This is a genomic window from Blautia sp. AF17-9LB, from assembly GCF_003479185.1.
In the GTDB taxonomy this organism is placed as follows: domain Bacteria; phylum Bacillota; class Clostridia; order Lachnospirales; family Lachnospiraceae; genus Fusicatenibacter; species Fusicatenibacter saccharivorans.
This window is the reverse complement of record NZ_QUGU01000008.1, coordinates 1-13,774: the sequence shown is the minus strand read 5'-3', so window position 1 is coordinate 13,774 and position 13,774 is coordinate 1. Positions and strand designations below refer to the sequence as shown.

Sequence of the window (13,774 nt, the reverse complement as noted above, 5' to 3'; positions counted from 1 at the left end):
TCAATCAGCTTCGGCAAAACCTGATAAATACTGAATCGCAGGTATCTCTGTCAATCCTGCTATCTTTGCCGCATTGGTTCTGTTATGCCCTGCAAGCATCTCATAGCCCCTTGCAGCTTTCCTCACAATCACCGGATTCAGCACACCATGATCCCTGATGCTCTGTACCATATCTTCCAGGCGTTCTCCCTCATACAGCCGGAACGGATGATCCTGAAACGGATGTATTTCCTCAACCGGAATAGAAACAATCCCGTTCACAGGCACTGGCGTATTCTTCACCGGATCCTCAGCAAGAAGATCCAGTGCGTCCTGAAATACTTTTCTTTTTGGTGCATTAGCTTTCATCCCCAACCACCTCCTCTGCCAGATTCCGGTATGCTTTACAAGCCTTATTCTCCGGTGCATACTCCAGAAGCGGCTCACTGTAATAAATTGATTCTCCCACCTTTACTGTGTTTGGTATGATACTCTTAGAAATCCGGATCTGTCCATCAAAAGTATCCGTCAGCTGTTCTGTGATTACCTTACAGAGATTTGTTCTGGCATCACACATAGTCAGCAGGATCCCTGCAATCTGCAGGCGGTCATTCAGTCTGCTTCTGACTTTCTTCACTGTCCGGATAAAATCCTGCAATCCCATCATTGCCAAAAGCTGCGGATTGACGGCAATAATCACCTCATCAGCCGCCGTCAATGCGTTAATCGTCAATGTTCCGAGCGATGGACAGGTGTCTACAATAATATAGTCATACAGCCCTCTCAGCGGCTCCAGAATACCAGTCAGCATCTTCTCTGAACCCATCTCCATCCGCAGCTTACTGTCCACTGCTGAAAGCATCATGGATGATGAAATAAAGTCCACGCTATTTCTGCTCTGAATAAACTCTGACGGATCCGGCATTTCCTCATCTTCCAGCCGATTCATCATCAGATGTCCAATCGTCACCGGCACAGCCGCAGGATCTTCAATTCCGAAGCAGGTTGTCAGATTTGCCTGGCTGTCAAAATCAACAGCCAGAACCCTTTTTCCCATCTCAGCCAGTGAATACGCCAAATTCCAGGAGCTGGCAGTTTTGCCAACTCCCCCTTTAAATGATCCACACATTATAATCCTTGCCATACATTCTCCCCCTCTCATGCTTTCTTTCCATAACAGCCTGCACTCTGCTCTGCCACATATTTTGCAGTAATTTCTTCTTTTTCATTCTGGTATCTGATTATCAGTTTCTTAATCTCCTCATCCATAAATGCGGTCTTCGCTTCCTGCTCTTGTGCTTTATCCACATCCGGCGTGATAATCAGCTGACCATTTTCACATTTCACCTGCACATAATCCTCAAGATGAAATCCCAGTTCTTCCAGCCACTTTCCTTTTAATGTAATTGCCGGAACTGTCTCATATTTATAACCGCTCTGTCCACAAACCTTCATATTCCTTACATTTTTCTTTGCCATAGAATTGACTCCTTTCAGATTTGACTAATAGATTTTCAGATAAAAAGAAAAAGCCGCTGACACGTTATCTTCTAACGCATCAACAGCTTCTATCCTGCTTTAATTCAGTGTATTATTCGATTTTATTTAGGCTCTTTACCATCTTTAATACGATAGTAATCATCCATATCCACGCTGAGTTTTACCGTGGTATCTGGTTTTCGGTTGCTCAAGAGGCACACAGTTTCAACTGTACTTTCGTTGTCCCAACAAAGTTCCTGCGTCTCCCTGTCTCCAAAATACACCGGAAAACGGAACTTTATGTGCTTCAGGAATCTGCCATCTGGCTGCTCCTGCTCGTAAATGTCCACCTGTTCCACAAAACTGTTAAGAAATTCTTTCTTCTCCAGGTCGGTGAACTTATCATATAGTTTATCAAAATACAAAAGAAATTGATAGACGTTTTCTTCTGATATTTTCTGTTGCCGGATATTCAGCAGGCGGTTCTTGACTTCTTCTATACTGTTCTCCACGCCTTCAATCTCATCATACAAACGGTATAACCTTGTCTCCATATCCTGATATTTCTTCTCATAAAATTTATCCATGATATCCAGACTGTCCATCTGCTGTCCAAGTCTTGCTTTTGCTCCGGTCAGTTGCCTGTGCTGTTTTTCCAGTCTTTCAATCTCTTTTTCTATTTCTTCTGTATCTATTCTTGAACCGATTTTATTCAGAATTGCTTCTTCAAATTTCGGATTCTTCACCAGCTTCCGAATAACTTCTTCCACTGCATTGTTAATCTTCTCCTCGCTCCATTGTTTACGATATCCACATTTATGACCATCTACCAGGCGACGATGTTTGCAGGCATAATAGAAATAATCCTTATATAAGGTTCCGTCTTTCTTTTTCTTTCGGTTCACGTTTCCATACATACCACTTCCACATAATGGGCATCTCAATATTCCGGATAAAATATGCTCATGATCGAAACTATGTGTCTTTTCATATTTCACACCTGTTTTTTCCCGTTTTTGATGTGCCAGCTCCCAGTCTGTTTCTGAAACAATCCCTTCATGGATACCATCGTGCAGCATATAATTTTCCTGCTTTACAATGCGGTATTCATTTCTTGTACCAGAAACTTTCTCGTTTTTCCTTCGTCCATAAGCCAGCTTTCCACAGTATACCGGATTATCCAGAACGCCCTTTATAAATGAAGCGGCAAATGCGTCCAGTGTATTATTCTGTCGTTTTTTCTTTTTGTATCCATGCTGGTTCAGCCATGCAGCAATCGCAGAGATTCCCATATTGGTATGAATAAATTTGTCATAGATCAGACGAATAATCTCTGCTTCGTCCTCTGCAATCTGCAATTCTCCATTTACTAATTCATAACCATACGGAGCAAATCCACCATTCCATTTTCCTTCCCTGGCTTTCTGCTTACGTCCTTCCATTGTCTGAACAAGGATATTCTCTCGTTCGATCTCTGCCACCGCAGACAGAACAGAAATCATCAGCTTTCCACTATCTTTTGAGCTGTCAATTCCATCTTCTACACAGATCAGATTCACTCCAAAATCCTGCATCCTCTGCAAAGAATTTAAAACATCTGCCGCATTACGACCAAATCTGGAAAGCTTGAACACCAGTACAAACTGCACCTCATCTGTTCCATTCTCAATATTATCCAACATTCTCTGAAATTCCGGTCTGCCCTCTACGCTTTTTCCAGACTTACCTTCATCGGAATACTCATTTACGATTTCCATGTTCTGAAATTCCGCATATCTCTCGAGTTTTTCTTTCTGAGCATCCAGACTGTAGCCATCTACCTGCATGGTTGTGGATACTCTGGTATAGATATCACATTTTATCTTTTTATTCACTTTTCCTCCTCTCCTCAGAACATCCCAAAGCAATTTCCAACAATTCCGTTGCAACTTGTGAATTTCTGATACGCATTAAGTTATCCCAGACATCAGCTTTTCCAAGTAGATTCATCCCACCATGCCATACTATTTCATCATCAATAACGGCAAAATATTCTTCTACTTCTGTTCTTGTTATCACATTTATTCCTACCAATTGCATTGCTCTGATTAATTCATAACATACATCTGACTTTCCGTAAGTAATATCTTCCGGATCTGTTGTAATAACTGTGACCTTTACCCCTACTTCCTGTCTCTTCTTGACTAGTAATAAAAATCTGTCAATTTTATCCTGTCTGATATCCGGACTGGAAATTACCACCATTTTTTCTGACTCTACAATATCTTGCTCGAATTTTTCGGTATAATTTACAGAATCAAATATTGCATTTATTATTTGTTTAGGTTGCAACTCTTGCGTCCAGATTGAAAATCCCATTTTCCTATATGTTCTCAATCTTTTTGCATACATTTTATCAAAATAACGCACATGCGAATCGATATAATCATACACATAAACGGCTTCTTTTCCGACATAATCTCTGTTTAATCTACCTACATACTGTTCCAGGCGTCCTTCAAAAGATACAGGTGCTGCAAGCATTAATACATCCAGTCTTGGGAAATCAAACCCTTCTCCTATTTTCTGACCAGTTGCCACCAAAATAAGCGATTCATTTTCAGGTATCTGCTTTAATTTTACTCTTATTTCAGCATTTTCCTTATCCGAATTATCCCCATACAGAAGGAATACATGATCTGCTTTTTTCTTTAAGGCATCATGTAAAAATTTTGCATGTTCCTTAAATCTTGTCAAAATTACAGGAGTTTGTTTTCTTGCAACACAAGTTATAACATCATCTATGATCATTTCATTGCGCACCTTACTGGTACTAATCAAATTATATGCTTTATTAATATTATCCTTGCTTTCTGCAGTATCAACTACTCTTGTGTATCTTGGGACAAAATAATGTCCAATCCCCTGTTCCTTAGCCCTCTCCAATGCAGTAAATCTATGTCTCAAAGGTCCTAACAGCATATAGATGATCCGATCAAGACTGTCACCACGTTTAGGTGTAGCAGAAACACCATATACGTATTTTGCATTTATTTTCTGCAATAATTCCATAGATGTGTTAGAAGCTGCGTGATGACATTCATCCATAATTACCATTCCGTAAGAATTAATCCGTTCATTAAATTTTCCTCTGCTGTACATTGAACCAACCATTGCAACATCTATAATCCCTGTCAATGTATTTTTATTTCCGTGCAAAACGCCTATCACACTATTTCTTTTTTTCTTTCTTCCTGTTTTTGTTTCATATTCCGGTGGTTCTTCTCTTATCTCTAAGAAATGATTCAATTCATCAACCCACTGATTAAGCAAATCTTTATTTTGCAGCAAAATGAGCGTATTTACTTTTCGCTCTGCAATAAGGTAACTACATACTACAGTCTTTCCAAATGCAGTTGCCGCACTCAAAACCCCATCTGAATGTGATAATAATTTTTCTGCTGCTAATTCCTGTTGCATTCGCAAATCACCTTTAAAAGATACTCTGATAGGTTGTCCTGTTTCTCTTTGATCTGAAACATCAACTGAAATGCCTGCTTTTTCACATTCCTGTATAATATTTTCCCGCAGTCCTCTCGGAATCTGTATATATCCATCTATATCCTTACCTAAATATACAGTACTGAAATTATAATAATTAGAATATCCCAGCCTTTTATTTTTGTAAAATTCCGGATTATCAAATGCCGCCAAACTACGGACCTGATTTTGTATTCTTGGCATAAGATTCAGAGTATCAATATAAACTCCATTGCCCAATACCATATGAAGCTTGCCCACAACATCTGACTTACAAAACTCACATTTCTTCTTCCATGGTTTCGGTCTGACATTCTTCTCAATATTAGTAAGCGTTCCTCTGACTTCTGCTAATTCTCCCTGCCATTTTGCCATGCATTGTTCAACATCTTCTATTCCCAGCTTTTTTGTTTTATTGAAAAGAGCATCCCATTGATCAGGATATGCATTCCAATTTTCATCTACAAAAGCACTATTTCCATTTTTAAGTGCCTGCCCCTGTAATGGCAATGCAATCAAATTACCTATGCTGCTTGCCACATCCTGCGAAGGATACATTCTATCATAATAATGAAAAGATTTCAGATTGATGGAAGTTGAACCCTTGTCTAACAGGAGAAATCCAAAATTCCTTGCTGTTGCCGCAGATATTGCCTTTTTAAAGAAAATCCATACATGGGCACCTTTTCCAGATCGAGATCTCTCAACTAAAGGTCTGATACCATTAAGCTCACACATTTTTCTAAGCGCATCCACTTCTTTATGCCACTCATTATCCGTATTTGCAAAGTCCGTAACCTCTGCTCCTTTTTCATGATTATCAAAATCAAATACAATAAATCTGCATGTTCCATTTGGCAGTAAAGGATATACACCTATTACATCTGATCCATCTTCTTTTGTGCCTAACAAATGAGCAATTATTTTTTTTACATCCAGACTTATCCATTTGGTATTTTCACATTCATCACAAAATACCTTCTCTTTACGTTGTTTAGGACAAAGCCGGTCATTCCAACGATTTGCACATTGTGGAAAATAACCCCCGTTCTTTCCCCGTCTGGCATATACATCTTCTCTTCCCCAAAACATCGAAAAGAAACGTATTGCCATTTTCTCTGTAATATATGGCGGATTTACAATACGACTCCCTTGATCCAGGTCATATTCTTCTGCACTTTCTATTTTTTCTTCAAAAGGATTCACCTCTTCATATGAAATGCCTGCTTTCTTCAATTTATCTTTTAATATCTTGTTCTCATATTCAAGCAACCTAACCATTTTTCTCAATGAATCAGCATCATATGCTTCTATGTTCAAACCTTCCACCTACAATTCTTATTATCTCGTAACATAACTTCCATTCAATGTCCCAACTTAATTTTAGTACTTGTTCCAACTATTTTCAATACTTATTTTCCGTATTGACGCATTTCTTCGCCAATCGTATAATTAAGTTAGATACAGAGCATTTCTGTTATCAAAATATTGCCCGCCCACCATTGGCGACTTATAAATGATTGGCTCGAAAATATTGTTCGCTTACCGGAAGCGTCTAATAAATGTCCGGCTTGAAAATTATTTAGAAATTATTTTTGTTTTCGATATTGTGTTTTTATCACACATTGCATATACTATAAATACACAAAAAAGCCAAAAAAGAGGAGGTGTTAGTATGGCTACTTCAAGTATTACTCATAATTTTGTCGTATCCAATCCAAATAGCGTAAAGCGTTTTGTCGCAGCAATTGACGAAGCCGACCGTGACCGCACACCAAAGCAGACACTTCCCGGACGTCAGTTAACGAACCCACAGGAAATCTTAGCTTTAATGTCAAAAAGGAAGAAAAAACATGTCTGATAAATATTTTACCGTTAATATTCGGGCATATTTGTATAAAGACGAACCGACATATATCGGAGAGGAAAGTCTTTACGACTTACTCTCCGATTTTTCTTGTCCCAAAAATCCCGATGTGGAATACTTTTTATTACATAATGCGATTGAGTTTACCAAAAAAGATCAATCTATCACTTATCTGGTATTTGATGCTGAAGATGCTTCACTGGTTGGTTATTTTTCACTTACAGTAAAACCAATCTCTGTCCGTGCTTCAAATATCAGCAAGACAATGGCAAAAAAGCTGTCCCGTATCAGTATTTTGGATGAAGAAACACAATCCTATACTACCGCAGCTTACCTGATTGCCCAGTTGGGAAAGAACTATTTTCTTCCAAAGAATAAACGAATCCCTGGAAATATTCTACTGGGATTTGCACTGGAAACCATATCCAGTCTCAAATATTCCGTAGGCGGCGTTATGGAGTTTCTTGAATGCGAAGATAATGAATTTCTTCTGAGCTTTTATACACAGAATCATTTCAAGCCATTTGATACTCGTATTACCGCTTCCCAGAATAATGAGCCACACACTCTGCATCAGCTTTTAAAATTTATTTGATTTAAAAATACACGAAAAAAGCGACAGTATGATTTACATTTTGTATTTCAGAAAACTGCCGCTTCTTTTTCTTGCTTATTCTGTTTTTCTTCCTCCAACTCCCGGAGGACTTCTTCGCCGTACTTATCAATCATCCGTACCAGAAAATCAATGCACCGCTCAAATTCAATATTCTGTTGCATAAGCTCCTCCCGTTATTGTTTTGATCTGAGCTTATTTTACAGAACCTGCCGGAAAACCACATTGAATAAAAATTGATTGTAAATTGACACAATCAATTTAAAAATATCCGCATTTTCTTGAATCGAATATATGTTCGTGCTATGATAGATATACTTAATCTTAACTACGAAAGGGGAATTTCTATTGAATCGATGCGATTTTTCTTCTATTAGCACTTGCTTAAAAAATCATATCAGCGAAAATAATCAAATGAGTCAGCCTGATTTTTTATACGAATTATTTGAAGATTTTATGGATGATCCGGCAAATCAGGATTTTTCTATGGATAATGGTCTGGTTTGTCGTTGGCTGACCGGTCAAGCAAAGATCAGTCCCAAAATATCTGCCTACTATTCCAAACCCAGTAATCGGAAAAAACTGGCAGAAACCATTCACCAGAATCTGCTTCCATTGATGTCTGACTGCAATATGGCTATGCAGGATATATACACATTATTTATACAAGATGACACCATCTCCGATGCCAAAAAGAAAAATCTGGCTTCTCTGTACAAACCAGCCAGCTCACGTCTGCTTTTTCTTGCAAAGCTGGTTTCTTTTGGCATGGAGCGACAATTTATCAAACGTGATACTAAAAATCAAAAATTAATTGCCGGAGGTGCCCTGTCCCCCATTGTGCTGGATTATATTATGGACAGTGAGGTTCCGAAACCATGCCGTCATTTTATCGGAAGAGATAAAGAACTGGAAGAATTATATACCATGCTTGAGGAAAACCGTCATGTTTTTCTTTGCGGAATCGCCGGCATCGGAAAAAGTGAACTTGCCAAAGCCTACGCAAAGCGATACATAAAGCATTACACCAATATCCTTTATGTAGAATATACCGGCAATCTCCATCAGGATATTACTGACATGGATTTTATTGATGATCCACCAGAAATCAGCGAACAGGAACGGTTTCAAAGACATAACCGTTTTCTGCGTTCTCTGAAATCTGATACTCTGCTTATCATAGATAATTTTAATGTCACTGCCACACAGGACAGCTTTCTGTCAGTAGTATTAAACTATCGCTGCCAGATTTTGTTTACAACCAGAAGCAAACTGGATGAATACTGTACTCTGCCATTAAAAGAAATAGAGGACATGAACGCTCTCCTCCAGCTGGCATCAGCATTTTATTCAGAGGCAGACACGTACCGGACAACAGTTGAAAAGATCATCGAAACTGTTCACTCTCATACTCTTGCCGTGGAACTGGCAGCAAAACTTCTGGAAAACGGAATCTCGACTCCAGACCAGTTATTAACAAGACTTCAGGTGGAAAAAGCATCTTTCCATAACGAAGATAAAATTAAAATAATCAAAGATGGACAAAGCAGCAAAGCCACCTATTACAGTCATATCCATACGCTGTTTTCTTTATACACTTTATCTCTTAAACAGCAGGATATCATGTGTAATATGTGCTTTCTTCCTTCCACCGGTATTTCTGCCCGTATATTTGCCAAATGGCTGGAACTGTCCACACTAAATGAAATCAACGATTTAATTGAGACTGGTTTCGTTCAGACAACAACACGTCGCACTATCTCTCTGCATCCGATGATTCAGGAAATCACTCTTTCAGAGACAAAACCATCTGTAAGTAGTTGCCACACATTGCTGGATTCTTTACAGCACATATGTTTAATGCATGGAATGGAAGTAGATTATTACAAAAAGCTATTTCAAACAATCGGAAATATCATAGAATTGATTGAAAAAGATGATATGCCAAAGTATCTGCTTTTTCTGGAAAATGCATTTCCATAGATGGATAACTATAACTATCACAAAGGTATGAAGGGAATCATTCAGGAACTGAAGGTGCTGTTAAAGACAAAAAGCATTGGCACCAACTCTGACCGGGCGTTATTACTGGATTTTCAAGCAGCCCTTGAAACCAAACCTGAAAAAGCAATAAAACTGGAAAAGGATGCACTTGCCCAGATAGAAAATATTACTGCTGACAATGCTCGTCTTGTTTCCAACCTTCATGCCAATCTCGGTGGACTTTACCGCATAAACGGTCATCCCGATCTTGCAAGAGAACACATGGAAAAAAGTATCTCACTGCTTGACCAATTTAACCTGCTTCATATAAATGACAGCATACCTCAGATTGCCAATTATGCAATGTTCCTGACAGAACAGCAGGAACCCGAAAGAGGGATCTCCGAATTGCAAAAATTATCCGGCATCATCAAGGAATACCATTCCGATGAATGTCTGGATTAGGCCAAAGTACAGGAAACCCTTGCAACCATTTATCTGATGACCGCCAATCTTTCACACGCCAAAACACATTTTAAAAAAGCTTTCAAAATATATGAAAAGATCTGGGCTGATGAACCAGAAATGATTGAAGCAAAATATCAGGAAATTCAGGAGTTATATCCACAGATTGGATTTTTCATTGGAAAAAATCTATCCGGTCTTTTAACAAAATAAGCATAATTTACGGCGGGCAACTTGCCCGCCGTTATATTCAACTATTCGTCAAATAAATATATGCATCTTCCAAAGTGATATCATTATCCAGGACACAATTCTCATTTGGCTTTCCTTTGCTTAATACTTTCATATGAATTCCATTTTCTACATACTGCTTAGATGATATAGAATAATTGGCTTCTAACAAACGGGCTTCTTCTGCATTTTGTACCGTACAATTCCAAACACATCCCTTTGCATTTTCCAGCAACCCACTCACGCTTCCAGAATATAAAAAACTTCCCTTTTTCATAATGGCAAGCTGTGTACAGGTTGCTGCTAAATCTTCTACTACATGAGTGGAAAACAGCACAGTTCTATCCTTTGAAAAATCAACCAAAAGATTGCGGATCCTGATTCTTTCTTCCGGATCTAACCCGGTGGTAGGTTCATCAATAATCAAAAAATCCGGATTATTAAGAAGTGCCTGTATGAGTCCGACACGTCTCTTCATACCACCAGATAATTGCCGCATTTTTTTATTCTGATGCTCTGTAAGAGAAGTCTTTTCCAAATAATAGGTAATTCTTTGTTTGAGGTCATTTGTGGATACTCCTGATAGTCCACCCATATATACAAGGCATTCTTTCACCGTAAGATTCGGATATAAATCGATTTCCTGTGGAAGATAACCAATCTTTTTCTGTATTTTTTCATAATTTCCCTCGTTATACAGAATTCCATCAAGGGAAACCATTCCTTCCGTTTGTTTTAAAACAGTTGTAAGAACCCTCATCAAAGTGGTTTTTCCAGCACCATTCTCTCCCAAAAGTCCGTAAATTCCCTTAGGTATTTCAAGAGATGCCTTATTTACTGCAACTACACCATTTTTAAATCTAACTGTTAAATCATTTATTCTAATACTCATAATCTATCCCCTTTTCTTTAAAGCCATTGGTAATACTGCAAATAAAAGCTGACCCACTATAAAAGACACAAGTGTTCCATAAATCCAACTCTCGGACATTAATTGAGTAGGTTCACAAAAGCTGAAAGAAAACAATCCCAGATTTCCGAAAAATGAACTTCCCGCTTTTGATATAAGTCCAATGACAATTCCAAATAAACATCCTATACCTGCCCACATATTTCCAAGCAATGTACACAAAATCACAGAGCATATACTCCAAAGCCAGATGGTTCCGAACATTGCAATGGAAAATAAAAGGAATATCTGAGTGCCCGAAACGCCTTCGTTTACACTGCCCGGTTTTTGCCAGAAAAACAAAACATATCCAACACAGGAAAGTATTAATAAATATAATATTTGAACGCACACTCTCTGTGATATTACTTTTAACTGCTTTTTTTGATCATACAAATGAAATACATCGGCACGCTTACTTTTTACTTCCATCAAATATGTGTCACTACAAAAAATAATTGTTAAAAATGCTATTGGAGACTGAATTGCTGAACCGATTTCTTCATAGTATATAATCGGATGAATAACACACAATATCAGTATAAAGGCACATGAATAAAAAATCTTATATAACGACAGGCAGTTTTTGAGTTCCGTTTTCAATGAACCCTCCTCCTTTTCCAGATTGTAACAGAAATACATACTAATATAACAGATGCGATCACAAGCATAATCTGATTTATATTTGACATTTTGGCTGCATGTGTTTCAAAAAACCTGCCAGGAAATCGCACCATAATAGAGAACGGTCTCATATAATAAATATCATTCTTCTCGGTCAGCATATTTGAATATATAATGTGTAAAAACAAAACTGGTGCTGCCGGAAGCGGATTTTTAAATATTAATGCTGTAATTGTATAGACACAACATATCATCAAAAGATTCGGCACAATATAGATCAGAGAATTCACGCAAAAATCAATTGGTGTTACCGGAAATCCCGATTCTAAAGACGTTTTCAAACACAGCATAAAGAATATAACATTCAAAATCACTAATACTCCCAGCATACTAATGAATCCGCTTATTACTTTCCCACATATATATTGGATTGCCGTAACAGGCTTTGTATGTAATAATTCATAGGTACTTTTTCGTGTATCCTGAATAAATAAAAATGATAGCAAGACTGTTGCAAAAAAGGCCATATGCAATCCTGCAAAATCCGTGAACTTTTTGGCAAAGTACCAGGAAAAAGAATGTTCGGATAATTTCCGCTCGATATAATGATTGATTTCTTCTGCTGTCCCCTTATGAATTTCAAGGTCCTCATAAGCATATATTGCATTATAATAGCCATATTGGGATTCCAAAAACTCAGAAGCAGTCTTTACATCCATATTCTGAATTTCTTTCATTACATGATCCGCTTCCTGCCTGCTAAATCCAAAACCATTTTGGGAGGTGTCCATTAACGTCTCTTTGATCGTATCTTCCCACTCCCTTCTTCTTTCTTTATCATCAGATGTGGGAATGTACCCATCCATGACATCGGCATCTTCCAATTCTACATCATTTTGTGTGACCTGTTCATTCTGTTTGATATAATGAATTTGCAAATACGATGACAGACATTGATACATACTGGCAACTATAATAATCAAGCCAATCCACAAAACAGGGTTCTTTAAATAATCAAGTATACTTCTTTTTATGATTGTTTTCATTGTATCTCTTCCTTTCTTTATTTCTTTAACAACATCATACAAATCAATTCTCAATAAATTCACAACAAAAAAGACTAAAACCACTTTATTTGTGATTTCAGCCTTATAAAGTATTTTTATTCAGCTTTGAAAAGAGCTTCTACATGAGCACCGCCTTGTCTGGCATTATATATTTTCAAATTTCCTCCATGCTTTTCACAGAAAATACGAGAAATATACATACCAAGGCCAAAATGCTTTAAATCATCTTGTGGATTCTTATGATAAAATGGTTCTGTTACTTTTTCCTCAGTATCCACAAATCCTATTCCATCATCTTCAACAGAAATTATAAGAAAACCATCCTTTTTCTTTATCTGCAAAGCAATACTTTTTTGTGCATATCGAACCGCATTTTCCAGTAAGTTGTCTGTCACTTCCATGACAAGTTCCTCATCCACTTTCACAATGTTTTGTTCCTGCACTCTTTCTACCTTACATAATTTACTTTCCTTCTTGGACAGCATGGCAGCTTCTGCCTCAATCTTTTTTGCCAGTTCCGATAATTCTATCTCTGAGCATTGCAGTTCCCTCTGTTCTAAATGGGACATTTTTCTCATGTTTTCCGTGAAATGCTCTATACGGTCAATCTGATACATGCCTGTTTGTAAGATATCAATAACATCCTCTGTTTTTATACTCTCAGCAGAAACAAACTCTAAGAGCATTTCCTGATACCCACGCAATATGGAAAGTGGAGAACGTATATCATGTGCAATTGCATTCCGCAAAGCCTTCTCGTCATCAATCATTCGCCACATCTTTCTGTTGTTATCTGATAAATCACTTCGCATCATTTCAAATTCTTTACACAAAGTTCCCATCTCATCTTTATTTTCATAGGACACATGAAAATCCAGTTCATTATCTGCAATCATTTGTGAGGCATCTTTTAGTTCCTGTAGAGGTGTCTTTAACTTATTTTTATAACTATAAATGAGCAAATATCGAATTTTGCACAAACTTATCCCACAAACTTA

General features: G+C 37.7%; 12 protein-coding genes and 1 pseudogene. 3 read left to right on the top strand and 10 right to left on the bottom strand.

What is annotated here, in order from left to right; genetic code table 11:
* From DWX00_RS09895 to DWX00_RS09875, 5 genes are all read right to left on the bottom strand, one after another.
* A complete protein-coding gene (locus DWX00_RS09895; protein ID WP_243037996.1) occupies positions 1-348 on the bottom strand; it encodes a ParB N-terminal domain-containing protein in 348 nt (115 codons plus the stop codon).
* The gene (locus DWX00_RS09890) at positions 338-1,123 is read right to left on the bottom strand and encodes a ParA family protein (protein ID WP_118595132.1); all 786 of its coding nucleotides are present in this window, start codon (positions 1,121-1,123) and stop codon (positions 338-340) included. The genes DWX00_RS09895 and DWX00_RS09890 overlap by 11 nt, the downstream gene beginning before the upstream one ends.
* 14 nt (positions 1,124-1,137) lie before the next feature.
* Positions 1,138-1,458, bottom strand: coding sequence for a SymE family type I addiction module toxin (locus DWX00_RS09885; RefSeq protein WP_118595131.1), 321 nt, complete (start codon positions 1,456-1,458; stop codon positions 1,138-1,140).
* Positions 1,459-1,580: 122 nt separating this feature from the next.
* Entirely contained in the window at positions 1,581-3,332 is a 1,752-nt protein-coding gene (locus tag DWX00_RS09880) for a recombinase family protein (protein ID WP_279220413.1), read from the bottom strand.
* On the bottom strand, positions 3,325-6,297 hold the full coding sequence (locus DWX00_RS09875) for a TOTE conflict system archaeo-eukaryotic primase domain-containing protein (RefSeq protein ID WP_110925840.1): 2,973 nt from the start codon (positions 6,295-6,297) through the stop codon (positions 3,325-3,327). The genes DWX00_RS09880 and DWX00_RS09875 overlap by 8 nt, the downstream gene beginning before the upstream one ends.
* 355 nt (positions 6,298-6,652) lie before the next feature.
* Between DWX00_RS09875 and DWX00_RS20100 the strand changes: the two genes are divergently transcribed.
* Together DWX00_RS20100 and DWX00_RS09865 are read left to right on the top strand one after the other, a co-directional pair.
* Entirely contained in the window at positions 6,653-6,838 is a 186-nt protein-coding gene (locus tag DWX00_RS20100; RefSeq protein WP_014080774.1) for a hypothetical protein, read from the top strand.
* Positions 6,831-7,439, top strand: a complete 609-nt coding sequence (locus DWX00_RS09865; protein WP_118595130.1) for a GNAT family acetyltransferase — start codon at positions 6,831-6,833, stop codon at positions 7,437-7,439. Before DWX00_RS20100 ends, DWX00_RS09865 begins: the two co-directional genes overlap by 8 nt.
* 47 nt (positions 7,440-7,486) lie before the next feature.
* Here the strand turns inward: DWX00_RS09865 and DWX00_RS20310 are convergent, their stop codons facing one another.
* Positions 7,487-7,621, bottom strand: coding sequence for a hypothetical protein (locus tag DWX00_RS20310; RefSeq protein ID WP_199669434.1), 135 nt, complete (start codon positions 7,619-7,621; stop codon positions 7,487-7,489).
* Between the two features lie 250 nt (positions 7,622-7,871).
* On the opposite strand from DWX00_RS20310, the pseudogene DWX00_RS09860 reads away from it, so the two are divergent.
* Positions 7,872-10,118 (top strand): annotated as a pseudogene (locus DWX00_RS09860) (tetratricopeptide repeat protein).
* A gap of 37 nt (positions 10,119-10,155) precedes the next feature.
* Here the strand turns inward: DWX00_RS09860 and DWX00_RS09855 are convergent.
* The 4 genes from DWX00_RS09855 to DWX00_RS09840 form a co-directional block, all read right to left on the bottom strand.
* The gene (locus DWX00_RS09855) at positions 10,156-11,028 is read right to left on the bottom strand and encodes an ATP-binding cassette domain-containing protein (RefSeq protein WP_009265788.1); all 873 of its coding nucleotides are present in this window, start codon (positions 11,026-11,028) and stop codon (positions 10,156-10,158) included.
* 3 nt (positions 11,029-11,031) lie between these two features.
* A complete protein-coding gene (locus DWX00_RS09850) occupies positions 11,032-11,688 on the bottom strand; it encodes a transporter (protein ID WP_243037995.1) in 657 nt (218 codons plus the stop codon).
* A complete protein-coding gene (locus DWX00_RS09845) occupies positions 11,685-12,755 on the bottom strand; it encodes an ABC transporter permease subunit (protein WP_117813827.1) in 1,071 nt (356 codons plus the stop codon). The genes DWX00_RS09850 and DWX00_RS09845 overlap by 4 nt, the downstream gene beginning before the upstream one ends.
* 116 nt (positions 12,756-12,871) lie before the next feature.
* Complete coding sequence (locus tag DWX00_RS09840) at positions 12,872-13,762, bottom strand: HAMP domain-containing sensor histidine kinase (RefSeq protein WP_442857808.1); 891 nt, start codon at positions 13,760-13,762, stop codon at positions 12,872-12,874.
* Positions 13,763-13,774: the final 12 nt, after the last annotated feature.